The organism is Bradyrhizobium sp. Leo170, from assembly GCF_004296405.1.
GTDB lineage: Bacteria > Pseudomonadota > Alphaproteobacteria > Rhizobiales > Xanthobacteraceae > Bradyrhizobium.
Genome location: NZ_PSRR01000040.1, coordinates 1 through 23,875, shown reverse-complemented (window position 1 = coordinate 23,875; position 23,875 = coordinate 1). Strand labels below are relative to the sequence as shown.

At 63.1% G+C, this 23,875-nt stretch carries 22 protein-coding genes; 16 read left to right on the top strand and 6 right to left on the bottom strand.

Annotated features, from left to right (window positions below):
- Positions 1 to 11: 11 nt before the first annotated feature.
- Positions 12 to 791: a crotonase/enoyl-CoA hydratase family protein gene (locus CWO89_RS10140; RefSeq protein ID WP_130578483.1), complete on the bottom strand. Its 780-nt coding sequence runs from the start codon at positions 789 to 791 to the stop codon at positions 12 to 14.
- Positions 792 to 954: 163 nt separating this feature from the next.
- Between CWO89_RS10140 and CWO89_RS10135 the strand changes: the two genes are divergently transcribed.
- A complete protein-coding gene (locus CWO89_RS10135) occupies positions 955 to 1,542 on the top strand; it encodes a TetR/AcrR family transcriptional regulator (protein ID WP_245475946.1) in 588 nt (195 codons plus the stop codon).
- A gap of 117 nt (positions 1,543 to 1,659) precedes the next feature.
- Here the strand turns inward: CWO89_RS10135 and CWO89_RS10130 are convergent, their stop codons facing one another.
- The 3 genes from CWO89_RS10130 to CWO89_RS10125 form a co-directional block, all read right to left on the bottom strand.
- Positions 1,660 to 3,249: a gamma-glutamyltransferase family protein gene (locus tag CWO89_RS10130; RefSeq protein ID WP_130578481.1), complete on the bottom strand. Its 1,590-nt coding sequence runs from the start codon at positions 3,247 to 3,249 to the stop codon at positions 1,660 to 1,662.
- Positions 3,250 to 3,388: 139 nt separating this feature from the next.
- Positions 3,389 to 3,553 carry a hypothetical protein gene (locus CWO89_RS45790; RefSeq protein WP_165421079.1) on the bottom strand — a complete coding sequence of 55 codons (165 nt, stop codon included), beginning with the start codon at positions 3,551 to 3,553 and terminating at the stop codon, positions 3,389 to 3,391.
- 38 nt (positions 3,554 to 3,591) lie between these two features.
- Positions 3,592 to 4,233: an HD domain-containing protein gene (locus tag CWO89_RS10125; protein ID WP_130578480.1), complete on the bottom strand. Its 642-nt coding sequence runs from the start codon at positions 4,231 to 4,233 to the stop codon at positions 3,592 to 3,594.
- 221 nt (positions 4,234 to 4,454) lie between these two features.
- Here CWO89_RS10125 and CWO89_RS10120 point away from each other — a divergent pair, with 221 nt between their 5' ends.
- The 14 genes from CWO89_RS10120 to CWO89_RS10055 all read left to right on the top strand — a co-directional run bounded on the left by CWO89_RS10120 (position 4,455) and on the right by CWO89_RS10055 (position 19,863).
- Positions 4,455 to 5,414, top strand: coding sequence for a GlxA family transcriptional regulator (locus tag CWO89_RS10120; RefSeq protein WP_130578479.1), 960 nt, complete (start codon positions 4,455 to 4,457; stop codon positions 5,412 to 5,414).
- A gap of 174 nt (positions 5,415 to 5,588) precedes the next feature.
- A complete protein-coding gene (locus tag CWO89_RS10115; RefSeq protein ID WP_130578496.1) occupies positions 5,589 to 6,098 on the top strand; it encodes a Dps family protein in 510 nt (169 codons plus the stop codon).
- Between the two features lie 54 nt (positions 6,099 to 6,152).
- Positions 6,153 to 7,010 carry a formate dehydrogenase accessory sulfurtransferase FdhD gene (fdhD, locus tag CWO89_RS10110; protein WP_130578478.1) on the top strand — a complete coding sequence of 286 codons (858 nt, stop codon included), beginning with the start codon at positions 6,153 to 6,155 and terminating at the stop codon, positions 7,008 to 7,010.
- A gap of 279 nt (positions 7,011 to 7,289) precedes the next feature.
- Positions 7,290 to 8,726 (top strand): class II fumarate hydratase, encoded by a 1,437-nt coding sequence (fumC, locus tag CWO89_RS10105; protein WP_130578477.1) that lies wholly within the window; start codon positions 7,290 to 7,292, stop codon positions 8,724 to 8,726.
- Between the two features lie 11 nt (positions 8,727 to 8,737).
- Positions 8,738 to 9,142, top strand: coding sequence for a cupin domain-containing protein (locus tag CWO89_RS10100; RefSeq protein WP_130578476.1), 405 nt, complete (start codon positions 8,738 to 8,740; stop codon positions 9,140 to 9,142).
- Positions 9,143 to 9,183: 41 nt separating this feature from the next.
- Complete coding sequence (gene mqo, locus CWO89_RS10095) at positions 9,184 to 10,722, top strand: malate dehydrogenase (quinone) (protein ID WP_130578475.1); 1,539 nt, start codon at positions 9,184 to 9,186, stop codon at positions 10,720 to 10,722.
- Between the two features lie 18 nt (positions 10,723 to 10,740).
- The gene (locus CWO89_RS10090) at positions 10,741 to 12,153 is read left to right on the top strand and encodes a cytochrome ubiquinol oxidase subunit I (protein ID WP_130578474.1); all 1,413 of its coding nucleotides are present in this window, start codon (positions 10,741 to 10,743) and stop codon (positions 12,151 to 12,153) included.
- 2 nt (positions 12,154 to 12,155) lie between these two features.
- A complete protein-coding gene (gene cydB, locus CWO89_RS10085; RefSeq protein ID WP_130578473.1) occupies positions 12,156 to 13,142 on the top strand; it encodes a cytochrome d ubiquinol oxidase subunit II in 987 nt (328 codons plus the stop codon).
- A gap of 60 nt (positions 13,143 to 13,202) precedes the next feature.
- Entirely contained in the window at positions 13,203 to 15,266 is a 2,064-nt protein-coding gene (locus CWO89_RS10080; protein WP_130578472.1) for an FUSC family protein, read from the top strand.
- Positions 15,263 to 15,469 (top strand): DUF1656 domain-containing protein, encoded by a 207-nt coding sequence (locus CWO89_RS10075; RefSeq protein WP_130578471.1) that lies wholly within the window; start codon positions 15,263 to 15,265, stop codon positions 15,467 to 15,469. Before CWO89_RS10080 ends, CWO89_RS10075 begins: the two co-directional genes overlap by 4 nt.
- A gap of 89 nt (positions 15,470 to 15,558) precedes the next feature.
- A complete protein-coding gene (locus CWO89_RS10070) occupies positions 15,559 to 16,422 on the top strand; it encodes an efflux RND transporter periplasmic adaptor subunit (protein ID WP_165421078.1) in 864 nt (287 codons plus the stop codon).
- A gap of 340 nt (positions 16,423 to 16,762) precedes the next feature.
- On the top strand, positions 16,763 to 17,413 hold the full coding sequence (locus tag CWO89_RS10065) for a response regulator transcription factor (RefSeq protein ID WP_130578469.1): 651 nt from the start codon (positions 16,763 to 16,765) through the stop codon (positions 17,411 to 17,413).
- 244 nt (positions 17,414 to 17,657) lie between these two features.
- A complete protein-coding gene (locus CWO89_RS10060; protein ID WP_130578468.1) occupies positions 17,658 to 18,035 on the top strand; it encodes a response regulator transcription factor in 378 nt (125 codons plus the stop codon).
- 211 nt (positions 18,036 to 18,246) lie between these two features.
- Entirely contained in the window at positions 18,247 to 19,863 is a 1,617-nt protein-coding gene (locus CWO89_RS10055; RefSeq protein ID WP_130578467.1) for an ATP-binding protein, read from the top strand.
- Positions 19,864 to 19,905: 42 nt separating this feature from the next.
- Here the strand turns inward: CWO89_RS10055 and CWO89_RS10050 are convergent, their stop codons facing one another.
- Entirely contained in the window at positions 19,906 to 21,150 is a 1,245-nt protein-coding gene (locus tag CWO89_RS10050) for an oxalate decarboxylase family bicupin (protein WP_130578466.1), read from the bottom strand.
- Complete coding sequence (locus CWO89_RS10045) at positions 21,099 to 21,356, bottom strand: Rieske (2Fe-2S) protein (RefSeq protein WP_130578465.1); 258 nt, start codon at positions 21,354 to 21,356, stop codon at positions 21,099 to 21,101. The genes CWO89_RS10050 and CWO89_RS10045 overlap by 52 nt, the downstream gene beginning before the upstream one ends.
- 83 nt (positions 21,357 to 21,439) lie before the next feature.
- Between CWO89_RS10045 and CWO89_RS10040 the strand changes: the two genes are divergently transcribed.
- Positions 21,440 to 23,734 carry an FdhF/YdeP family oxidoreductase gene (locus CWO89_RS10040; protein ID WP_130578464.1) on the top strand — a complete coding sequence of 765 codons (2,295 nt, stop codon included), beginning with the start codon at positions 21,440 to 21,442 and terminating at the stop codon, positions 23,732 to 23,734.
- Positions 23,735 to 23,875: the final 141 nt, after the last annotated feature.

Here is a 23,875-nt window from a genome sequence, read left to right as displayed (position 1 = left end):
ATTGGGCAGCGTCAGCGTCCCCCGAACACCGCAGGCCGCCGCTCGATGAAGGACTGAATGCCTTCGCGGGCGTCGGCGCTGTTCAGGACGCGTTCGCGGATCGATGGGATAAAGGCGATCGCGGCGGCCTCGCCGCCCTCGATATATTTCGCGGCTGCTTCCTTGGTTGCCTGGATGCCGAGCGGCGCGTTGCGCGCGATCGTCGCGGCAAGCTCCATCGCGCGGGCGATCTGCTGACCCGCCGGCACCACCTCCTGCACCAGGCCGATCTCGCGGGCGCGCTGCGCCGTGAATTCGTCGCACAGGAACAGGTGATACATCGCATTGCCCCACCCGGTGCGCGACAGGAAGCGGAAATGCGCGCCGCCCAGCGGAGCGATCCCGCGCTTTGCTTCCATCTGGCAGAACCGGCTGTCATCGGCGGCAACGACGATGTCGCCCGCCAGCATCAGCTCGATGCCGATCGTGAACACGATGCCCTGCACGGCTGTGACGATCGGCTTCCTGCAGCGCTTGGAAAGACCGAACGCGTCGACATTGCCTTCCTTGAGATTGCGCTTCTCGGCGGTGGGGCCGAAGAATTTCGGCATGTCGAGACCGGCGGTGAAATCCTTGCCTTCGGCGCAGATGACGCCGACCCAATAGGCGTCGTTGTTGTGCAGCTCGGTCAGCGCGTTGGAGAGCTGCTCCATCATCGCCGGCGAGAAGGCGTTCTTTTTGGCCGGGTTGTCGATGACGATCTTGAAGATGTGGTCGTGTGCTTCAGTCCGAATGCTGCCTGGCGTGGTCATATTCCCTCCCTTTCGTTGTCAGGATTCGTCATCGCGCCACTCTCGTCCGGTTGGTTGCTATGACACCTGACATAGCCGCATATCTGGCTATGTCAAGTGTCATAGTCTAGTCTGGTTTGACGAAATCCGAGGGACGCCGATGACGTCAGGTACGAGAGCAAAGATGGTGGCGGGGGCGGCCGACCTCCTGAGCCGGCGCGGCGTCAACGCCACCAGCATGCGCGAGGTGGTGCGCCATACCGGCACGCCGCGCGGCTCGATCAGCCATCATTTTCCGCGCGGCAAGCAGCAGTTGATCGAAGACGCGATCGTCTTTGCCGGCGCACAGGTGAGCAAGCCGCTGGACCATCTGACGCGCGAGCGCGGCGCGATCGATGGCCTGCGCGCCTTCATCGCACTGTGGCGGCAAACGCTTGAGCGGAGCAAATTTCAGGCCGGCTGTCCGGTGCTGGCCGTGGCGGTCGAGCAATATGTCTCTGATGCGATGGACAATGCGGGAGCGCCGGACGAAGCCGCGCAACGTCACTTGCTCGATCTCGCCGACGGCGTGTTCGCGGAGTGGCAGCGGATCATGATCGCCGCGTTACGCCGCGACGGTGTGGCGCCGGCCCGCGCGCGGCGGCTGGCCGCACTGGTCGTCGCTTCCGTCGAGGGAACGCTCGCGATGTGCCGCGCGGCGCGCAACGCGCAGCCACTCGACGATGTCAGGCAGGAACTTGAAGCGATGCTGTCGGCGGCGATATCGGGCTGAGCTGAGCAGCCTGTGCGTCAGAACTTCGGTTCTGATTGGATCAGAACCGAAGTTCTGATTTCTCGTTTTGACGCGTTTTCTTCACGCGAACCGGTGTCCACTTCGCTCGAAAACGCTCTACCCTTCCGCCATCGCTTCGCTCCAGGCGTGGAACGGCTCGGTGGCGCCGCTGTTGGTGGCGCCGTCGCGCAGCACCACGCTGGGGCAGGCGAATTTCAGCGGCATCGTCTGCATGCGCGCTTCCTCATAGTCGAACCGTGCGCGCAGCGCCTCGCGCGCTACTGCCGGCAGCCGCACGTCGCCGATCACGATCGCGCCTTCGCTGGCATCGATCCTGGGCTGGTGGATGGCTGCATCGAGGTCCATGCCGTAATCCATCACGAAGGAAAGAAGTTGCGTCACCGCCGGCAGGATCCGCCGGCCGCCGGAGGCCCCGACTGCGAGGCGCCGGCCGTCAGCAGCCTGCGCCACGACCGGCGTGTAGTTGGTCAGGCAGCGCTTGCCGGGCGCCAGCGAGTTCGGCGTGCCCGGCGTCGGATCGAACCACATGATGCCGTTGTTCATGGTGATGCCGGTTTGCGGCGTCACGAATTTCGAGCCGAAGGTCGACAGCAGCGTTTGCGTCACTGCTGCCATGTTGCCGTCGCGGTCCACGACGGAGAAATGCGTGGTGCAGGCAGGCGCGACCGCTTCCGCACCGAGCGAGCGGCGGCCGTCGGCATCGCCCATGCCCTGCAGGCGTTCGCGATAGGCGGTCTGCAGCGCCTGCGCGTAAGCCGTGTAGGCGGCGGCATCCGGGGAGGGCGAGGGCTGCACGCTCTGCTGCAGCAGGCGCAGCGTATGCGCGAGTGTCGGCCCGGCGGTCAGTTCGGGCGCCGCATAGACGTAGCCGCCGCGATAGGAGATGCGCAGCGGCTCGCGAACGTGAGCGCGGAACGCGGCCAGATCCTCGACCGATAATGCGCCGCCGCTCTCGCTGATATCGGCGGCGATGCTGCGCGCCAGGCCACCCTCATAGAAATCGCGCGGTCCTTCGGAGGCAAGCTGCGCCATGGTCGCCTTCAGCCGGTCCTGCGGCAGCCGCACCACCGACTTGATACCCCATTGCGCATTTGGCGGCAGGCCGTCGTGCAGATAGGCAGTCGCGCTCGCCGGATAGCGGCGGAGATCGGCGGCCGAGCTTGCGATCATCAGCGTGGTCCACCAGTCGACCAACAGGCCTTCGCCGGCGAGGTCGACGCTTGGCTTGAGCAAGTCCTTCCACGGCAATTTGGCATGGCGGCGATGCGCCTCCTCCATGCCTGCCACCACGCCGGGCACCGCGACCGAGCCGGGGCCATGCAGGTTGCGGTCGTCCTTCACCCGCGCCCAGGGAAAGAGGTCGGAGGCGGTGCCGTCGCCGGTCAGCGGATAGTCCTCGATGCGAAGGCTGTTCGGCGCCCGCATGCCGTAGTCGATCACCTCGTAGCGGTTTTCGCGGGCGCGGTAGAGCACCATCGCGCCGCCGCCGCCGATCCCGCTCATCCAGGGCTCCACCACGCCGAGCGCAAAGGTGGTCGCGACCACGGCATCGACGCAATCGCCACCCGCCGCCAGCACGGCCGCGCCGACCTCGGCGGCTCTTCGCGACTGCGAAGCGACGATGCCGCCCTTGGAGGTGACGGCCGGTTTGCGGATCTGCTGGGCGTTGGAGAACTGGTCGGACATTGCGGTGTTCGGGCCTTCTCGGAGGGAACGGATCGAGGTGGCCTAGCATGCCGGGCACCGCAGGTTAAGGCAACCAGCCGCCAGATCGGAGGTTCACGCCGAATCCGCATAGGTGGTAAAGTGTCTATTCCTTCTCGCTTCAATCGGTCCGCATCGAGGAGATCGGGTCGCTGCATGGAAAACTGTCTTCCAGCGCGACGTCGAGCCAATAGTCGAGGCGTTGCTCGATCCGTTGGCGCTGCTTCCGGAAGAAGTTCTTCTTGGGTTCAGTGCCCACCGAGCCGACGGCGTTCGTGATGGTCATGATCGTTCTCCATGCTTGATCGTTGATGCAGGCCTTCGTCATTCCGACCATTTCGAGTTCAGGATGACGTCGCAGAAGTTGACCCGGTGGTAGGTCGGGTCGCGCAGCGCCAGCACGTCCGCCTTGACGTTGCCGAAGGTCGTCTCCGGCTTCTTGATCGTCCCGGCAGCAAACGCATCGATGATGCCGTTCTTGAAGTCGTGGCCGCGCGGATGGTGGGCGCAGACCTCATGGCGCTGTGCGGCGGTGAAGGAGTCGAATTCCAGACCCAGCACGTCCATCTCGACGCCGGCCGTCACCAGCGCCACTACCGGCCGCTTGTGCTTCGGGATATCAGGCGTGGTGTGCAGCGCGATCGCGTCCCAGACGTCCTCGACATCGCGCTCATTGATGCGATGGGCGCGGAGGAATTTTGCGGCGGCATTGGCGCCGTCGACCTCGAAGCGCTCGTTGGTGCTGGCATAGGGCGCCTGCAAGCCCATGTCGTGGAACATCGCGCCGACATAAAGCAGTTCATGGTTGACCTTCAGCCCGGCGCGCTGCCCGGCCAGCGCGCCGAACAGGAAGACGCGGTTGGAATGGTGGTAGAGCAGTTCCGATTCGGTGTCGCGAACCAGTTCGTCGACTTCTCGCGCAAGCTTGCTGTCGGGAATGGTGATACCGGCAATGATCTTCGTCATGACCTGATCTCCTTATGGTCTTGGTGGATTGCTCCCCGACTAACTGATGCTTTGCGTGGGCACGAACAACGATGCCGATCCCTGCGAAACCGTCAAAACACCGCGCTTTTCTGCCGATGGCGTTCGTGCAGGAAGCACCTGGCTGAAATGCATGGCCGGCTGGCAGGATTCCATGCATAGTCGTCGTGCGCATCCACGCGCGGGAACTGGATTGTTGGTCGATGAAGGCGGTCGCGCTGGCGATCTTTCCGGGAGTGCAGGCGCTCGATGTCGCAGGTCCGCTCGACGTTTTTATCGAGACGAATGGTTTCGTGGGAACGGATCGCGGCTACCGCCTCACGCTGATCGGCGCCGAACGGCAGCCGTACCGGGCGTCAAACGGGATGTCGATCACGCCGGAGATGACATTTGCCGATGCGGAGCAGGCGTTCGATCTCGCGCTGGTCGCCGGCGGACCGGAGCTTCCGACCATGCCGCCGGATCCGCGGCTTGTCGACTGGCTCGGCAAGATCGCCTCGCGCTCCCCACAATATGGCTCGATCTGCACCGGTGCGTTTGCGCTCGGCCACGCCGGCCTGATCGACGGCAAGACGGTGACGACACATTGGCAGAATGCGCCCAGTCTCGCCCGGCAGTTCCCGAAGGCGAAGGTCGAGTTTGACCGCATCTATCTGCGTGACGGGCCGCTGCTGACCTCGGCGGGCGTCACTGCGGGAATCGACCTCGCGCTCGCGATCGTACAGGATGATCATGGGCCGGAAGTCGCTCTCGCGGTCGCCAAGCGGCTCGTCGTCGTGGCGCAGCGGCAGGGCGGGCAGTCCCGGTTCAGTCCCTATCTCGTGCCGCCGGCCGAGAAGGATTCGCCGATCGCGCGCGTGCACGCCCATGTGATGGCGCATTTGCGCGAGGCGAACGGTGTCGATGTGCTGGCGCAGGTCGCCGGAATGAGCGTGCGCAGTTTTGCCCGCGCGTTCAAGCGCGAGACCAATGTGACGCCGGCCGAATTCGTCGAAAGCGCGCGCATCGATGCCGCGCGCAACCGCCTCGAAGGTTCCGACCTTCCGCTGAAAGTGGTCGCGCATGAAAGCGGCTTCAGCAGCGCCGAACATATGCGCGTCGTGTTCGTCAAGCGCCTTGGGATCACGCCGAGCCAGTTCCGCGCGAGTTTTCGCAAAGTCTGACGCGGCCCCGTTCCGCGCGCGTTCGCAACCAATGCGGAAGATTGTCCCGAAATCCGTGCGAATCCGAAAGAGTCCGCAGGCTCTGGAAAGATACGCTTCCCGATGCACGGTATCGCAACCGTCAAGGACGGCCCGGAAACGCTGGTGCCGTCGACCAAGACAAGGATGGCACGAATGCTCAAGTCCACGCGCCCCGAATTGCAGAGCCCGACCGACCTGAAAGCCGAAGCGACTCGCGATATCTCAGCAGCGCTCAGCGGCCTCTTGGCCGATGTGTTCGCGCTCTATGTCAAGACCAAGAACTTCCACTGGCACATGTCGGGCCGCCACTTCCGCGATTACCATCTTCTGCTCGACGAGCAATCCGACCAGATCTTCGCGATGACCGATCCGATCGCCGAACGCGCGCGCAAGATCGGCGGCACCACGATCCGCTCGATCGGTCAAATCTCGCGCCAGCAGCGCATCCTCGACAACGATGCAGACTATGTCGATCCGCAGGACATGCTGGCTGAATTGCTGAGCGACAATCTGCAGCTAACGCGGGAAATGCGTCAGGTTCACAATGTCTGTGACGAATATGGCGACGTCGCCACGGCGAGCCTGCTGGAAAACTGGCTCGACGAAACCGAACGCCGGAGCTGGTTCCTCTACGAGACCATCAGGGGACGCTCGAACGCGTGACCTGAGCCGCGCAACCCGAGGCGAATCCAACGCCAAACCCGAGCTGAGGTGATCATGGCCGCCAATGGTGCTTTCATCGAACGGGCCGGCCTGAACTGGCGGGGTGGCCGCGCGAGTTCATCGTCGCGGGCGGTGGCGGAGGAGACCGCCATTGCGCTGACCTTCGACGGATCGACCTATGCCGTGATGATGGCGACGCCCGCCGATCTGAAGGATTTCGGCATTGGCTTCGCCGTGACCGAGGGCATCGTTGCCCGCGCCGACGAGATCAGGAGCCTTGATCTGATCGAGACTGATCTCGGCATCGAGGTCCGGATCTGGCTTGCAGAAAATCGGACCGCGGCCCTGTTCGCGCGGCGGCGTGCCTCCGTGGGCCCCGTCGGCTGCGGGCTTTGCGGCATCGAAAGCCTGGTGCAGGCGAGGCGCGCGGTTCCCAGGGTGAAGAAGGGCGCGACGTTCGATGCACGCGATCTCTTGGAGGCCATGCGCGCGCTTCCCTCCTTGCAAGACCTCAATCAGAGAACCCGCGCCGTGCACGCGGCCGCTTTCTGGCAAGCCGATGGCGGCGTCGGCCCCGTGCGCGAGGATGTCGGCCGCCACAATGCGCTCGACAAGCTTGCCGGCGCGCTGATCCGTCACAACAGGTCGGTTGCGAACGGCGCCGTTCTGCTCACGAGCCGCATCTCGGTCGAGATGGTGCAGAAGACGGCCATGATCGGCGCGCCCGTCATCGTCGCCGTTTCCGCGCCGACGACGCTCGCGATCAAGACCGCTGACGAAGCCGGGATCACCTTGATCGCGGTTGCGCGCGATGACGGCTACGAAGTGTTCACGCATCCAGATCGTATCGTCTTCGCACAGGGAGTGCACCGGCGTCCGGTTGAGACGGGCGATGGCTTTGCGACGGCGTGAATGCCGCCGCGGCATCGGTCCAAGTAAGTAATGAGATAACGGAATCGCGGCCGCACGCGCCGATGCGTTCGCGTGGTTTGCGCGCGCGTCCTTCTGCGGCGGCGCTCGCTCGTTCTTGCTCGTGACGACAGAGAGTTGATGAAGATTGCGGCGGCGCAGTCCTGCCATGCAATTCCGTAAAAGACGTTCGTTTCAGGAAGCCTGAACGCGGCACCGAACGTAGCCTTATTGTGAGGCGTCAATGCTTGTTTTCCGAACCGCGCGCAAAGAGAGGCTGCGATGAATGACCTCCGCAAGGAAACCGACAGTCTTGGTGAAGTCGATGTCCCCGCCGACAAGCTCTGGGGCGCCCAGACCCAGCGCTCGCTCGAGCACTTCAGTATCGGCAAGGACCTGATGCCGCGCGAGATGATCCAGTCGTATGCAATCCTGAAAAAGGCGGCCGCGAACGCCAATCATGCCGGCAAGCGGCTCGATACCAAGGTCCACAAGCTGATCGTCCATGTCTGCGACGAGATCCTGCAGGGCCAGCATCACGACATGTTTCCGCTGCATGTCTGGATGACCGGCAGCGGCACGCAATTCAACATGAACGTCAACGAGGTGATCTCGAACCGATGCTGCCAGCTCGCGGGAACGCCGCTCGGCAGCAAGCATCCGGTTCATCCGAACGATCACGTCAACATGTCGCAATCGTCGAACGACAGTTTTCCTTCCGCCATGTACATCGCGGCCGCCGTCAACGTGACGCAGCGCCTTGTTCCCGCGGTGAAGGCCCTGCACGATGCGATCGATGCCAAGGCCACGCAGTGGGACGACGTCGTCAAGATCGGCCGCACCCACATGCAGGATGCGACGCCGCTGACGCTCGGCCAGGAATGGTCGGGCTATGCCGGCATGCTCGCCGATGACCTTGCGCGGATCGAGGACGCGCTCAAGGGCGTGTTCCGGCTCGCGCTTGGCGGCACCGCGGTGGGCACCGGCATCAATGCGGCGCCTGGCTTCGCCGAGGCGGTCGCCGCCGAGATCGCACGCCTCACCGAACTGCCCTTCGTCAGCGCGCCGAACAAATTCACCGTGCAGGGCGCGCATGATGCGCTGGTGCAGCTTTCCGGCACGCTGCGCACGCTTGCGGTGTCGCTCTATAAGATCGGCAACGACATCCGCCTGATGTCCTGCGGCCCGCGCGCCGGCTTTGCCGAACTGATGATTCCCGAGAACGAGCCGGGCTCCTCGATCATGCCGGGCAAGGTCAACCCGACCCAGGCCGAGGCGCTGACGATGATCGCGGTGCAGGTGATGGCGAACGACGTCGCGGTCGGGTTCGGCGGAGCCAGCGGCTATCTGGAGATGAACGTCTACAAGCCGCTGATGATCCACAACATCGCCCAGTCGATCACGATCCTGACCGACGGCTGCACGAATTTCCGCAGGTTCCTGGTCGAGGGCACCAAGCCGAACCAGAAGAAGATCAAGGAATATGTCGAGCGCTCGCTGATGCTGGTCACCGCGCTCGCGCCCGTGATCGGCTACGACAAGGCCTCGGCGATCGCGCACTATGCCATGGACAACGATCTCACGCTGAAAGCGGCGGCGCTGAAGCTCGGCTTCGTCAGCGAGTCGGAGTTCGACCGCATCGTCGATCCCGCCAAGATGGTCAAGCCCTATGTGGCCCAGGGCAATGCGCCGGTCAAAGCCGGCACACCGACACGCTGAAGGAGCACAGCATGATCAGATGCGTCAGGTTATGGACCGGTGAGGACAGCAATTCGCATTTCGAGGAAGGGCTCATCGATCTTGAACCCGGCCAGCGCGGCGACTGGCTCAGCAGCAAGGTCGACGTCGTCACCATCTCCTTCCAGGAGACGGCATCGGGCGGCGCGTTCGCCTGGCACACCGCGCCGATCCGCCAACTGGTGATCACGCTCTCCGGAACGCTCGATTTCCAGACCCGCGACGGCGAGCATTTCCTGTTGCATCCCGGCGACATCCTGCTGGCGGAAGACACCGTCGGCTCCGGGCATAGCTGGAAGCTGACCGACGATTCATCCTGGCGCCGCGCCTATGTGGTGCTGCACCCTGGCGCGCATGTGCCGTTCCGCACCAAGGAGCACCAGCCGGCCTCGGCGTGAGCCGTTCAGGACAGCGACATCCAACCAGCAAGGAGACATCCATGCAGAGCACCCCCACTGGTGAACCGGACGTCGTCCTCATCGGCGCAGGCATCATGAGCGCTACGGTAGGCGTCTTCCTCAAGGAACTGGAGCCACAGCTCACCATCTCGATGTTCGAGGTCCTGGAGGATTGCGGGCTGGAAAGCTCGGATGCCTGGAACAATGCCGGCACCGGGCACGCCGCCAATTGCGAGATGAACTACACGCCGGAGCGTGCGGACGGCAGCATCGACATTTCCAAGGCGCTGCAGGTCAACGTCGAATTCGACCTGTCGCGGCAGTTCTGGTCCTACCTGGTCGGCAAGGGCGCGATTTCGGATCCGCGCTCCTTCATTCACCCGGTTCCGCATATGAGCTTCGTGTCGGGCGCCGACAATGTCGGCTTCCTCAACAAGCGCTTCAAGGCGATGTCGGCCCATCATTGCTATGAGGGCATGGAGTATACCGAGGATCCGAAGCAAATCGCTGACTGGGTGCCGCTGGTGATGGAAGGCCGCAGTGGCGACGATCCGGTCGCTGCAACACGGATCATCACCGGCACCGATGTCGACTACGGGTCGCTGACCCATCATCTGGTTCATCATCTCGTCAGCCAGCCCGGCTGCGCTGTCCACTACAAGAGCGTCGTCACCGATCTCGTCCACGATCAGGACGGTCGTTGGCAGATCGAGGTTCGCGATACCGACACCGGCGAGAAGCGGTCGGTCAAGGCGAAGTTCGTGTTCATCGGCGCCGGCGGCGGCGCGCTTCCGCTCTTGCAGAAATCCGGTATTCCGGAAGGCCACGGCTATGGCGGCTTCCCCGTCTCGGGAATCTGGCTGCGCTGCGACGATCCCGCGGTCAACAAGCGTCACCACGCCAAGGTCTATGGCAAGGCCGCGGTCGGCTCGCCGCCAATGTCGGTGCCGCATCTCGACACCCGCGTCATCGGCGGGCAGCACTCGCTCCTGTTCGGTCCCTATGCCGGCTTCTCGAGCAAGTTCCTCAAGCACGGATCGCGGCTCGATTTGTTCGAGTCGATCCGGCCCGCCAACGTCGAACCGCTGCTTGCGGTGGCGCGCGACAATTTCGATCTGACCGAATATCTGATCGGGCAGGTGCTGCAATCCGAAAGCCATCGCCTGGCGACGCTCGACCAGTATTTTCCGAATGTCGATCCGAAGGACTGGCGATTGCAGGTCGCCGGCCAGCGCGTCCAGATCATCAAGCCTGACGTCAAGCGCGGCGGACTGCTCGAATTCGGCACCGAACTGGTCGGTGCTGCGGATCATTCGCTGGTCGCGCTGCTCGGCGCTTCGCCGGGCGCCTCGACCGCAGCCTTCATCGCCATCAGCGTGCTGGAGAAGTGCTTTGCCGACGAGCTCACGGCGAATGCCTGGCTGCCCAAGCTGAAGCAGATCATCCCCTCCTACGGCATATCGCTGATCGATGATGCGGATTTCTGCCGGCGCATTCGTGCGATGACCGCCCAGGTTCTGAAGGTCGACAACATTCCACCGCCAGCCGCCACGCCGACGTCGGCAGCGCAGCGAGCTTGAGAGGACAGGAGACTTTCGATGGACGTCACGGCACTTCTTCTGTCGCGATTGCAGTTTGCGTTCACCATCTCGTTTCACATTATCTTTCCCTCGTTCACGATCGGCCTTGCCGCCTGGCTGACCGTTCTCGAAGCGATGCACATGCGTACCGGCAAACAGGTGTACCGGACGCTGTTCGAGTTCTGGCTCAAGATCTTCGGCGTCGCCTTCGGCATGGGCGTGGTGTCGGGCGTGGTCATGGGGTTCCAGTTCGGCACCAACTGGAGCGTGCTGGCCAAGATGTCGGGACCGATCCAGGGGCCGCTGCTCTCTTACGAGACATTCACTGCCTTCATGCTGGAGGCCAGCTTCTTCGGTATCCTCATCTTCGGCCGCAATCGCGTGCCGCCATGGTTCTATCTGTTCTCGACCGCCATGGTGGCGTTGGGGACGACGCTTTCGGCGTTCTGGATCATGGTCAACAATAGTTGGATGCAGGCGCCGGTCGGCTATGTCATGGAGAAAGGACAGTTCGCCCCCGACGACTGGGTCGCGATCCTCTTCAATCGCGTGGTCTGGGTGCGCTTTCCGCACATGCTGTTGGCATCCTTCCTGACCGGCGCGTTCTGTGTGGCGGCGACGGGCGCGTGGTACCTGCTGCGGCGGACCTATTACGCCGAGGCGCGGGTCATGCTGCGCATGGGCCTTTCGCTTGCGGCGGTGCTGCTTCCGATCCAGCTCTTCATCGGACATCTCGTCGGCGATTACGTCCACGATTATCAGCCGGCGAAATTCGCCGCGATCGAGGCCCGCTGGCATGACGAGCAGCCAGCCTCCGAGGTGCTGATCGCGATCCCCGATCCGAGTACGGAGTCCAACAAATACGCGATCAGCATTCCCGTGCTCGGCAGCATCATCGGCAGCATGAGCCTGACGTCGAAGGAAGTCGGGCTGACGACATTTCCACCGCAGGACCGGCCGCCGGTGATCATCCCGTTCTTCACCTTCCGCATCATGGTCGGCTGCGGTCTCCTGATGCTGGGACTGGCCTGGCTCGGGACCTATCTCGAGCTCAAGCATCGCCTCGAGCGCAGCCGCCTGCTGCTCTGGGGCATCTTCCTCAGCTTTCCGCTGCCATGGATTGCGATCCTCACCGGCTGGTACACCGCGGAAGTCGGCCGTCAGCCCTGGACCGTCTATGGCGTGCTGCGCACGGCTGATGCGATGACGCCGTTCCTCACCGCGTCCGCCGCCTTGACCACGCTGATCCTGTTCGTCCTGGTCTATGCGTTCATCTTTTCGTTCGGCACCTACTACATCTATCGGCTGCTGCGTGCCGGCCCGGCCGGAATTCCGACCACGGAGCCGCGCGAAGCTGCGCCGAACCGGCCAATGTCGATGGCGGACCAGCCCTCGGTCGCCGCGCGCAGCTATATCAGTGCGGGAGAATAGACATGGTGATGTTCTGGGTTGCGCTGCTCGCTATCAGTATCCTGATCTATCTCTTGCTCGATGGATTCGATCTCGGCGTCGGCATGCTGTTCGGCCTGGCGAAGAACGAGAAGGATCGAAACGAAATGCTGCATACCGTCGCGCCGGTCTGGGATGGCAACGAGACCTGGCTCGTCGTCGCGGGCGTGATTCTGTGGGGCGCCTTTCCCGCGGCCTATTCGATACTGCTCTCCGCCTTCTATATCCCCGTCATCGTCATGCTGCTGGGGTTGATCCTGCGCGGCGTAGCATTCGAGTTCCGCAACAAGACGCTGGCCTCGCGCTGGGTGTGGGACCTGTCCTTTTCCGGCGGCTCATTTGCCGCAAGCTTCATGCAAGGCGTGATGGTCGGAGGGCTGGTCGAAGGACTGCAATTCACCAATGGCGAATATTCCGGCGGCGCGCTTGGGTGGCTGAGCGGATTTTCGGTGCTGTGCGGTATCGGCCTTTGCCTTGGATACGCGCTGCTCGGAGCCTGCTGGCTGGTGAGGAAGAGCGAGGGGTCCGTTCGCGCCACCGCGCGCCGCCAGATCCCGATCCTTGCGATCGCGGTGCTGGTGTTCCTGGTCGTCGTCTTTGCCCATGCGCTCATCGAGAATCTTCCGATCCTGCAGCGGTGGACGGAAAGGCCGTATCTGTTCGTGTTTCCGGCGATCGGCGCCGGCGCGGCGCTGGTGCTTGCCACCAGCATCCTGCGCCATGACGATTACTGGCCGTTCCACATGGTGGTGACGATCTTCGTTACCGCCTTTGGGACACTGGCGCTGTCGTTCTGGCCCTACATGATCCCCTCCGTCATCACGATCGAGGAGGCGGCCGCGCCGCATTCCAGCCTCGCCTTCATGTTCTGGGGCGAGGGCCTGTTCGTGTTCCCACTCATGCTGCTCTACATCGTGATCGGCTACCGCGTGTTCCGTGGCAAGGTCGGTCCCATGACCGATCATTACTGATGCGGCATGACCTCGATCGAAACCAGCGGGCAGCCTGCCCGATGTGCGTAGGTGAGGCAGATGACCAGGGCGGCATCGCTCCTGATTGATTGGACTGCGAGGCGGCTGCCTGACGCAAGACGGCTCGCCGACCGGCTGCAGGTCCCGGCGTCGGCGCTGCTGTTTGGCTTGCGCCTTTGGGCCGGCGTTTGTCTCGCCCTCTATCTCAGCTTCTGGCTTCAGCTCGAGAATCCATCCTGGGCGGGCGCGTCGGCGGCCATCGTCAGCCAGCCGCACCTCGGAGCTGCGCTGCGCAAGGGCTGGTTTCGCCTGATCGGGACGGTGATCGGCGCTGTGGCGATTGTGGTGCTGGCGGCGCTCTTTCCGCAACAGCGCGTCGGATTCCTGCTTGGATTGGCGCTTTGGGGCGCAGGCTGCGCCTTCATGGCGACGCTGCTGCGCAATTTCGCGTCCTATTCGGCAGCGCTCGCCGGCTTCACGGCGGCGATCGTCGCAATCGACTTGCTCGGCGCCACCGGCGGCGCGAATGGCGAGGTCTTCACGCTTGCAGTGAGCCGCGCCAGCGAGATCTGCGTCGGCATCGTGTGCGCGGGCCTGGTGATGACGATGACGGATTTCGGCGATGCGCCAAGCCGGCTGGCAAAGGAGATGGCCGCACTGGCGACGGAAATCCTGGCTCAGCTCGTCGCGACGTTGTCGGGAAGGCGAGAGGGGCCGGAAGAATCCCGCCGGATCGGCTCCGGTCTGGCGCAACGGATCGGCGCTCTCGATCCCGTCATGGATGAGGCAGGCGGCGAGTCCTACGAGGTTCGCTATCACATGCGGGAATTAGAGTCGGCATCGACCGCTCTTCTCCGCGCGATGTCCGCATGGCGACGGGTGGCCGTCCATCTTGATCTGCTGCCAAGCGAACAGGGGCGGCATGAGATCGGCCAGATCGCGCGCAGCTTTCCGCCCGACCTGACGGTTCTGTCCTCCGGCGCTGCGACGACCGCACAGGTCAATCCGGCGCCTTTGCGCATGTCATGTGCCGCCGCAGTGCGTGGATTGCTCGCCATCCGATGTGCGACGCCGTCGGTCAAGCTGATCGCCGATGAGGCGGCGCGGTCGCTGCTTGCGCTTCGAAAAGCGCTCGGCGGCTTGCTGGTGCTGACTGATCCCACACAGCCCGTTCGGGCGCAGCGGCGTGCAAGGCTTCCAGTTCCGGACTATGCGCCTTCGGTTCTCAACGCGGCGCGGGCGTTCATCGCGATTGCCGCGGTCGAAATGCTCTGGATCGTGACGGCGTGGCCGAACGGCGCGTTTGCCATCGCCTTCGCGGCGATCGCGCTCACCCTGTTTTCGGCCCGGCCCGATCAGGCCTATGCCATCACCATGCTGTTCATGGTCGGCGCCGCCATCACCGCCGTGCTCGCGGCCATCGCCAACTTCGCGCTTTTGCCGCAGATGACATCCTTCGCCGGCCTCTGTCTTGTGATCGGGCTTGTCCTCATTCCGGCCGGTGCGTTGATGACCCAACCCTGGCTGCCGCCGGTCTTCATCGCGCTGGTCGCGACTTTCATTCCGCTGCTCGGGCCGGCGAACCAGATGACCTACAACACGCTCGCCTTCTATAATGTCGCGCTGGCGATCTTCGTGGGACTTGCGTCGGCTGCGCTTGCATTCCGTATGGTGCCGCCGGTATCGGCGGAGCTCCGTGTCCGCCGCCTGCTGGGGCGGACGCTGCGGGAGTTGCGGCGGCTTGCCACCAACCGACTCCAACTGACATCGCAAGCGTGGGAAGGACGGATCTACAACTACCTGCAGGCGCTTCCCGAGCAAACCGAGCCGGCGGCACGCTCCGATCTTCTGTCGGCCCTGGTGGTGGGCAATGCCATCATCCGGCTTCGCCCCGTCGCCGGCCGCTTCGATCTCGATCAGGAATTCTCCGTTGCACTGGATGCGGTCGCGCAAGCCGACATCGCGACTGCGATCGAGCGCCTCGCCGACTTCGACGGGGAGCTTGCCGCGGTCGCGCGCACGACGCCGGGATTGCCCGTCAGGGAGCGGGCGCGCGGCAGCATCCTCGTGCTGTCGGAAACGCTCGCACAGCACAAGACCTATTTCGAAACATCGCCGCCATGAGCTTTTCCGAGATCAATCTGTTTGGCGTCTATGTCGCCCCCATTTCGTTGCTGATGGTGGCGGCCTGGCTTATCCTGGTCGTGCTGCGGCGGATGGTGGCGCGTCTTGGCCTGCTGCGCCATGTCTGGCATCCGGCGCTGTTCGTGCTCGCGATTTATATTATTCTGCTTTCATGCGTGGTTCTGGTGGTAGCTGAGATATAGCGATGTCTGAAGTTCAGACGCGATTGGCTGGCGACCCGGGCGATCGGAAAGCTCTGCCGCGCCCTTCGGCAAGCGGGGCGAGCCGCAAAATGTCGCTCAGTTCCGTGATCCCGGTACTGCTCACGCTGGGCGCTGTCGCGGTGGCAGCGTTGTTCGGCTGGTTCGCGTGGGATGTCTATATGGGGCGGCCGTGGACCCGCGACGGCATGGTGCGGGCTTATGTGGTGACCGTCGCGCCGGAGATTGCCGGGCGGATCGTCAAGCTGCCGGTCGCCGACAACCAGATGGTGCACAAGGGCGACGTGCTGTTCGAGATCGAACCGGCCGATTACCAGATCGCGTTGGACGCTGCCCGCGCCCAGGTCGCGCGCGACCAGGCCGCGCTCGACTACGCGCGTGCCAACGAAGGACGGCAGGCGACGCTGCGCGGAGAAGGCTGGGTCTCGAAGGACGTCTTCCAGCAATCGGCAAGCTCGCTGCATCAACTGCAAGCCGCCGTTGCCGCGGATCAGACCGCGGTCGCCAAGGCGGAGCTCAATCTCAGCCGTGTCACCGTTCGCTCACCCGTCAATGGCTATGTGACGAATCTGCTGGCCCAGCGCGGCGACTACGCCAATATCGGCCAAAACCTGGTCTCGCTGGTCGACTCCGATTCCTTCTGGGTCGACGGCTATTTTGAGGAGACGAGCCTTGGAAGGATTCGCGACAATGATCCGACGACAATCCGCTTGATGGGCTACAGCCAACTTATCCGTGGTTATGTCGGCGGGGTCGCGCGCGGCATCACTGTCGTCAATGCGCAGCCGGGGCAGGGCGGGCTCGCTTCGGTCAACCCGATCTTCACCTGGGTGCGGCTGGCGCAGCGCATACCCGTGCATATTCACATCGACCAGGTGCCTGATGGAGTGCGCCTCGTCGCCGGCACGACCGCCAGTGTGGAGGTCGGCCGCTAGAGCGTGATGACTTTTCTTCGAATCGTCATCCCGCTCTAGCTCTTTGTTTGAGCATGATCTTTTTCGGAAAACCGGTCTCCACTTTTCCGGATCATGCTCTAGCCTCTTCCGCAGTTGGCCCTTCGATCCCGATCGGCTATTTTGTCGCAGGCATGGCAGCAGCGCCGCCGGGGCATGGTTGCGTCCTGTTCCCGGCATCCCCGTAGAATTGCGGAGGTTCCCCTGATGTGTTCTAACGTCAGGGGCCAGCGATACCCGGAAAATCAGTTTTGAATCCGAAACATCCGTCTGCTGCCGTCCGGTGGAGTTTTCATACGGCCATTGCATGCGGAGATAGCGCATGAAGCCGTTTGCGTCGCCTTACGATCTGACGAACGGCCAGGAGTCAGTCGTCTTCGTCGTCGACGATGACGAGAGCGTACGACGGGCGCTTGCCAACTTGTTCCAATCGGTGGGCCTACAGGTGCAGGAGTTCGGCTCCGCTGCGGAACTGCTGCACAGCAAGCTGCCTGATGTCGCGAGTTGCCTGGTGCTGGACATCCGGCTGCCGGGGTTGAGCGGGCTCGATCTCCAGCTCGAATTGGCCAGGGCGGACGTCCACATTCCCATCATCTTCATGACCGGTCACGGCGACATTCCGATGAGCGTCCGGGCCATGAAGGGCGGGGCAGTCGACTTCCTGACCAAGCCGTTCCGCGATCAGGATATGCTCGATTCCGTGATGACGGCGATCAAGCGCGATCGCGAAAGGCGCGAGGCGGAGAAAGCCGTTACGGGCCTGCGAGAACATTTCGAGACCTTGACCGAACGTGAACGCGAAGTGCTCGCTTTGGTGGCTGCGGGCCTCATGAACAAGCAGATTGCGGCGCAGATCGGTGTTGCCGAGATCACCGTCAAAATCCATCGTGGCCGCGTCATGAAGAAGATGGGCGCAAAATCGCTGGCCGATCTGGTCAGGATGGCCGAAATGATCGGGATTCGTCGCCGATAGGTGTGGGCGAGAAACCTAAGTATGATTCCCCGCTGTATCGATAGAGCGCATTTTACCATTACCAGTGCACGATCCGGGGAAGCGGGTACCGGCTTTTCCGCGCGACAAACGGGGAGGGTTTGCGCGCAGATCGTGTCCCAGACAACATCTAGGGCGGGCTGACGGTTCCTGGAAAAGTCATCGCGCGCTAGCGGAAGCTTTATCCCCGTTTCCCCGAAGGACAGCGATCTTGCCGACAACACCGATGATTTCCATCATCGACGACGACGCGTCCGTCCGTACCGCGACCGACAATCTGCTGAGGTCCCTGGGTTATGGCGTTCTCACGTTCGGGTCGGCTGACGAATTTCTGCAGTCGGATGTGCTCGACCTGACCTCCTGCGTGATCGCCGACGTCAATATGCCCGGCACCAACGGCGTCGAGCTCCTGCTTCGCCTGCGCGCCAGGGGCACGCAGATACCTTTCATCTTTATCACGGCTTTTCCCGAGGCGGCCGTGTCCGCCCGGGCCGCAAGCGCCGGTGCAGTCTGTCTCTTGACCAAGCCGTTCGAGACAGACAATCTGATTCAAAGCCTTGAGCAGGCCCTGCAGGGGCGTGGTGGGCAAGGTCCGGACCAGTAAGGTCCTGAATTCTTCGGCCGGCGGGCTTTCCCGACCCCGGTCGGTCGGTAGGCGGGACAGGTCCCGACTGATCACCAAAACCGCAGCTCGGCCGCCCTTCACGGCTCGTCCAGTCCTGCCACACGGAAATTCAACGGGTCTTGAGTTGGAAGAACTCCTGAGCGACCGTAAGCAGGTATACCACGATCGGGCGGCATAAGGAGCATTCGGCATGTATCCGGGCCAGCGTAGCAGCGAAACACGTGCGCCGGTCTTGTCCGTCGATGCGCCGCGCGGCCCTTCAGATTGGCGTTTGGGACTGACCGATATCGATCAGACGCCTTGGGTGACGTTCTCCCGTTATGCGATTGCGATCTTGTCGGTTACTGCAGCTCTATTCGCCTCCAAGGCCGCGGTCGAGTACCTGAACATCGAACCGTACGTATCGCTGTTTCTATGCGCGATCATGTTTGCGGCCTGGTTTGGGGGCCTCGGCCCGGGCTTGGTGTCGACCGCGCTTGCCGGTTTGGCGTTCGAGTATTTTGTGACGACTCCGACCCATTCGTTCGAGATCGATGTTCATCAGATCCCGCGCGTGAGCTTGTTCTTGATCACGGCGCTGTTCGTCAACTGGATCAGTGCGGCGCAGAGAAAGGCGACGAGATCGCTGGAGCTTTCCCGCCGCGACCTCTTGGCCGCGCTCGATGAGCAGAAGCGGACCGAGGCCCGGCTGCTGCGGAGCGAAATGTACCTGGCCGAAGCTCAGCGGCTGAGCCGGACCGGCAGTTTCGGCTGGAAGGTGGCGACCGGCGAGATCAGTTGGTCGGAGGAGACGTTTCGGATCTTTGAATGCGATCCGGCGACAACGCCGACACTGGAGTTCGTTCTGCAGCGTATGCATCCCGAAGATCGGGATTTCGTGCAGCAATTGCTCGAGGAGGCGTCCCGGGATGGCGTGGATTTCGGTCATGATGCCAGGCTGGTGATGCCGAACGGCGCGGTGAAGCATATCCGAACCTTGGCCCATGCGGTGACGGACGGTCCTGATGGCATCGAGTACATCGGTGCGGTGACCGACGTCACGGCCGCCAAGCAGGCCGAGGCCGCGCTCAACGACGCGCAGGCGGACCTCGCGCACGCCACGCGCGTGATCTCGCTCGGCGAGTTGACATCCTCCATCGCCCACGAGGTGAACCAGCCGCTGGCCGCGATCATGTCCAACGGCGAAGCCTGCCTGCGCTGGCTCGATCGCGGCGCGGCGGGCATGGAGCATGCGCGGCGCTCGGTGGAATGGATCGTCAAGGATGTCAGCCGGGCGGCCGACGTGATCGGGCGCGTTAAAGCGCTGGCACGCAAGACCGATACCGAGCGGGCGCTTCTTGACATCAACGAGGTCGTCAACGAAGCCCGCGTGCTGATGCGGCGCGAGCTCACGAGCAAGCAGATCACGCTGCGCACGGAGCTCGCGGCCGATCCGCTGATCGTCCGGGCCGACCGCGTTCAATTGCAGCAGGTCGTCATGAACCTGGTGATGAATGGCGTCGAGGCGATGCAGCCGGTCACGGATCGGCCGCGCGAATTGCTGATCCGATCGCAGCGCAGTTTCGACGCCGATCAGGCCATCCTGATCATGGCGGACTGCGGCGTCGGTTTCTCCGACGAGAACGCCGAGCGGCTGTTCAATGCGTTCTTCACCACCAAGTCGACCGGCCTTGGCTTGGGATTGTCGATCTGCCGCTCGATCGTCGAGGCCCATGGCGGAAAGCTGTCCGCCACCCGCAATGCCGGGCCCGGCGCGACCTTCCAGTTCACCCTGCCTCTCCATGAGGATGTCGGGCGGGCGCAATAAGCCTGCCCGACTGAGCTCATGCCTTCGGCAAGATGCCCAGGTTCATGCCTTGGGCATGATACCCGGGCTGTTGTCGGGCCACTTCGCAATCGTCGCTTCGTCGATGTTGAGATGCTGCGCCACCAGCTTGGGCGGCGTATGCGTGAGCCAGTTCGTCAGCGAGACTTCCTCATAGCGAGGCGCGCGGAACACGCCGACGAATTGCAGGTCGGTGTCGCCGACGTTCTCGACATAGTGGCCGTAGTTTCGCTTGACGTAGCCGATGTCGCCGGCGTTGAAGTCCATCGTCAGCGCATTGGGGCCGGTGTTGAACACCGTCATCCGGCCCTTGCCCTTGATGTAGTATTGCCACTCGTCGGCGTTCGGGTGCCAGTGCATCTCGCGGACCGCGCCCGGTTTGAGCGTGACCAGCGCCGACGCCACGGTCGTTGAAACATTGAAGTTGGTGCTGTCGGCAACGTGAATCGTGCCGGCATCGGACTGCTTGAGCGGACGCGAGCCTTCCAGCGAGAAGATGAAGGGATGCGGTGGCATCTCCGCATTCCTGCTCATCGCAGCGCGGTCGGCGGCGAGGTCGCCGGGCACGGTGCCCTGGAATATCCAGAGGTTGTGCAGCGGAATGTTCGCGAAGCTCTCGACGGGAACGCCGAAATTCTTGGCGAGCACTTCGGGCGGCGTATGGGCCATCCAGTCTGACAACAGCAGCGTATTGAATTCGTCGGCGTGGCCGTCATCGAAGCAGATCACGAATTCGCATCCGTCTGGTCCGAGACCCTGCAGCGAGTGCGCCGTGCCGGCCGGGAAATACCAGAGGTCGCCCGCCTTGACGTCGCCGACATAAGGACGCCCCTGCGCATCGAGAACGGTCACGCGGCAGGTGCCATAGGTCATGATCGCCCACTCGGCGGCCTGATGCCAATGCAGCTCGCGGATGCCGCCGGCGGCGAGGCGCATGTTCACGCCGGATATCTCCGTCGAGATCGCGAAATCGTCGACCGTGACCTGCCGTGCCCAACCGCCGTTCTGGATGCGTCTCGCCGCATTGTTGAAGGACGCCCAGGTCGTGGGCAGGCCGCCAACGTCGGTCGCGGGCGGAGTGAATGCGGATGGAAACTGTTTTGCAATGGCCGGATTCTGCGGACCGGGATCGGTCAGACTTCCAGGCGACTTGGCATTGATGGCGCCCTGAGGCGGCTCGTCCGGGTTACCGAAGCTTGCAGCATGCGCGGATGCGGTCATTGCGGCTCCGACAGCCGACGCCGCCAGAAGATCTCGTCGCGAGAACATGGATTGAGACTCCAGAAAGAGAAGATCAGACCGGCATAGATCCGCTCATCAGCGGACCGTTCGTCGACAGTTAAACAGGCGATCCTCGTTTCACTTCCGTAATGACACGCGTTTTTCCGGAATGCACTGCCGTGATGACAGATGACGCGCAGTTGCGTGAGCACGATGCGCAAGCTCTTCACGCGGCGGGCGGTGCGATTGCGCAAATCCGGCCTCGTTTTGGAAAGACATCTGTTGGACGGCTCTCCTTTACTCAGTCGATCCCGCCCATTTTCAAAGGCCTTTGCCAATGACCGTTCGCAAATCCATCCGTCCCTATCATCAGCCGGCCGGCGGGTGGGGAGCGCTCAAGGCGCTGAGCGAGCATCTGATCGAGCAGCGCGTTCCGATAAAGGGCGCAACGACGCTGAGCCGGATGAACCAGCCCGAAGGATTCGACTGTCCGGGCTGCGCCTGGCCGGATCCGAAGCATACCTCGTCGTTCGAATTCTGCGAGAACGGCGCCAAGGCGGTTGCGTGGGAAGCGACGGCGAAGCGCTGCACGCCGGAGTTCTTCGCCGAGCACTCCGTCACCGAGTTGTCCGGCTGGAGCGATTACGATCTCGAAATGGTCGGTCGGCTCACCCATCCGATGGTCTATGACCGGGCATCGGATCATTACCGTCCGGTAAGCTGGGACGATGCCTTCGCGATCATCGGCCGTCACCTCAACGCGCTGCCCGACCCTGATATGGCGGAGTTCTACACCTCAGGTCGCACGTCGAACGAAGCCGCGTTCCTCTATCAGCTTTTCGCCCGCGAATACGGCACCAACAATTTTCCTGATTGTTCGAACATGTGCCATGAGGCAACCAGCGTCGGCCTGCCGCAGTCGCTTGGGGCGGGGAAAGGCACCGTGCTGCTCGACGACTTCGACAAGGCGGACTGCATCTTCATCTTCGGCCAGAACCCCGGCACCAACAGCCCGCGCATGATGACGAGCCTGTGGAAGGCGTCGCGCCGGGGTGCAGCGATCATTTCCTTCAATCCGTTCCGCGAGCGGGCGCTGGAGCGCTTTCAATATCCGCAGAATCCGATCGAGATGGCGACGTTGTCGGCGACCAAGATCAGCTCGCCGCTCTACCAGGTGCGCGTCGGCGGCGACATCGCCGCGCTCAAGGGCATCATGAAGGTGATGGTCGAGGAAGACGCGGCCGCGCGCGCAAGCGACAAGCCCGAGCTCCTCGATTGGGATTTCATCCGTGGCCATACCGCCGGCATCGAGGCGTTCATTGCGGATCTGAAAGCTGTGCAATGGCCCGATATCGAGCGGCAATCCGGTCTCTCGCGCGAGGATCTTGAGCATGCCGCCCACGTCTATATGAAAGCCGAGCGCGCGATCATCGTCTATGGCATGGGCATCACCCAGCACAAGCGCGGCGCCTGCAATGTGCAGCAGCTTGCCAACCTCGCGCTCCTGCGCGGCCACATCGGACGCGAGGGCGCAGGCCTCTGTCCGGTGCGCGGCCACTCGAATGTGCAGGGCGACCGCACCGTCGGCATCACCGAAGTGCCGACAAAGGAGTTCCTCGACAGGCTGGAGCACCGGTTCGGCTTCGAGCCGCCGACCGCGCACGGCCACAATGTGGTGACGGCGCTCGAGGCGATGCTTCGGGGCGAGGTGAAGGTGTTCGTCGCCATGGGCGGCAATTTCGCTGCGGCTATACCGGACTGGCGGCAGACGCAGGCCGCGTTGCGCAATCTCGATCTCACGGTCCATGTCTCGACCAAGCTCAACCGCAGCCATTTGATCCATGGGCGCGATGCGCTGATCCTGCCGTGCCTCGGGCGCACCGAGATCGATATCCAGGCGACCGGACCGCAATCGATCACGGTCGAGGACTCGATGTCGATGGTTCACGCCTCCGGCGGCCGCAACAAGCCAGCCTCGGAGCATCTTTTGAGCGAGCCTGCGATCATCGCCGGAATCGCGCGTGCCACCCTCGGCAACCGCAGCGTGGTGGACTGGGAGGCCCTTGTCGCCGACTACGATCGCATTCGCGATGCGATCGAAGACGTGTTCCCGATCTTCCAGGGCTACAACGCCCGCATCCGCGTGCCGGGCGGTTTCCATCTCACTTCGACCGCGCGCGAGCGCATCTGGATGACGCCGTCGGGAAAAGCCAATTTCCTGCTGTTCGATGGACTTGGCGAAGATACGTGCGAGAGCGATCCGGAGATGCTCTGGCTGAGCACCATCCGCAGCCATGATCAGTACAACACGACGCTCTATTCGATGTCGGACCGCTATCGCGGCGTATACGGCCAGCGCGACGTGGTGTTCCTGAACGAGGAAGAAATGAAGAAGCGCGGCCTTGCCGACGGCGACCGGGTCGATCTCGTCACGCTGTCGACTGATGGGATGGAGCGCAGCGTGCACAATTTCCGCGTGGTCCGCTATTCCTTCCCGAACGGCTGCTGCGCCGCCTATTATCCCGAGACCAACCCGCTCGTGCCGCTTTATGCGCATGATCCCATGAGCTTCACTCCGTCGTCCAAGGGAATTCCGATTCGGATCGTGCGCTCAGCGACGGAGCAAAGCTGAAGCGACGAGCCACCTGACCTCGCCCCGCTCGCGGGGAGAGGTCGGAATTCAAGCGAAGCTTGAATTCCGGGTGAGGGGGACTCTCCGCAGACGTAACTCTCACCATGTTCGCGGAGCCAACCCCTCACCCCGCCCTCTCCC

Bases quoted from the DNA above. Each gene is read 5' to 3' on its own strand.
- CWO89_RS10140 (WP_130578483.1), bottom strand. From the start codon at position 791: ATGACCACGCCAGGCAGCATTCGGACTGAAGCACACGACCACATCTTC.
- CWO89_RS10135 (WP_245475946.1), top strand. From the start codon at position 955: ATGGTGGCGGGGGCGGCCGACCTCCTGAGCCGGCGCGGCGTCAACGCC.
- CWO89_RS10130 (WP_130578481.1), bottom strand. From the start codon at position 3,249: ATGTCCGACCAGTTCTCCAACGCCCAGCAGATCCGCAAACCGGCCGTC.
- CWO89_RS45790 (WP_165421079.1), bottom strand. From the start codon at position 3,553: ATGACCATCACGAACGCCGTCGGCTCGGTGGGCACTGAACCCAAGAAG.
- CWO89_RS10125 (WP_130578480.1), bottom strand. From the start codon at position 4,233: ATGACGAAGATCATTGCCGGTATCACCATTCCCGACAGCAAGCTTGCG.
- CWO89_RS10120 (WP_130578479.1), top strand. From the start codon at position 4,455: ATGAAGGCGGTCGCGCTGGCGATCTTTCCGGGAGTGCAGGCGCTCGAT.
- CWO89_RS10115 (WP_130578496.1), top strand. From the start codon at position 5,589: ATGCTCAAGTCCACGCGCCCCGAATTGCAGAGCCCGACCGACCTGAAA.
- fdhD (WP_130578478.1), top strand. From the start codon at position 6,153: ATGGCCGCCAATGGTGCTTTCATCGAACGGGCCGGCCTGAACTGGCGG.
- fumC (WP_130578477.1), top strand. From the start codon at position 7,290: ATGAATGACCTCCGCAAGGAAACCGACAGTCTTGGTGAAGTCGATGTC.
- CWO89_RS10100 (WP_130578476.1), top strand. From the start codon at position 8,738: ATGATCAGATGCGTCAGGTTATGGACCGGTGAGGACAGCAATTCGCAT.
- mqo (WP_130578475.1), top strand. From the start codon at position 9,184: ATGCAGAGCACCCCCACTGGTGAACCGGACGTCGTCCTCATCGGCGCA.
- CWO89_RS10090 (WP_130578474.1), top strand. From the start codon at position 10,741: ATGGACGTCACGGCACTTCTTCTGTCGCGATTGCAGTTTGCGTTCACC.
- cydB (WP_130578473.1), top strand. From the start codon at position 12,156: ATGGTGATGTTCTGGGTTGCGCTGCTCGCTATCAGTATCCTGATCTAT.
- CWO89_RS10080 (WP_130578472.1), top strand. From the start codon at position 13,203: ATGACCAGGGCGGCATCGCTCCTGATTGATTGGACTGCGAGGCGGCTG.
- CWO89_RS10075 (WP_130578471.1), top strand. From the start codon at position 15,263: ATGAGCTTTTCCGAGATCAATCTGTTTGGCGTCTATGTCGCCCCCATT.
- CWO89_RS10070 (WP_165421078.1), top strand. From the start codon at position 15,559: ATGTCGCTCAGTTCCGTGATCCCGGTACTGCTCACGCTGGGCGCTGTC.
- CWO89_RS10065 (WP_130578469.1), top strand. From the start codon at position 16,763: ATGAAGCCGTTTGCGTCGCCTTACGATCTGACGAACGGCCAGGAGTCA.
- CWO89_RS10060 (WP_130578468.1), top strand. From the start codon at position 17,658: ATGATTTCCATCATCGACGACGACGCGTCCGTCCGTACCGCGACCGAC.
- CWO89_RS10055 (WP_130578467.1), top strand. From the start codon at position 18,247: ATGTATCCGGGCCAGCGTAGCAGCGAAACACGTGCGCCGGTCTTGTCC.
- CWO89_RS10050 (WP_130578466.1), bottom strand. From the start codon at position 21,150: ATGTTCTCGCGACGAGATCTTCTGGCGGCGTCGGCTGTCGGAGCCGCA.
- CWO89_RS10040 (WP_130578464.1), top strand. From the start codon at position 21,440: ATGACCGTTCGCAAATCCATCCGTCCCTATCATCAGCCGGCCGGCGGG.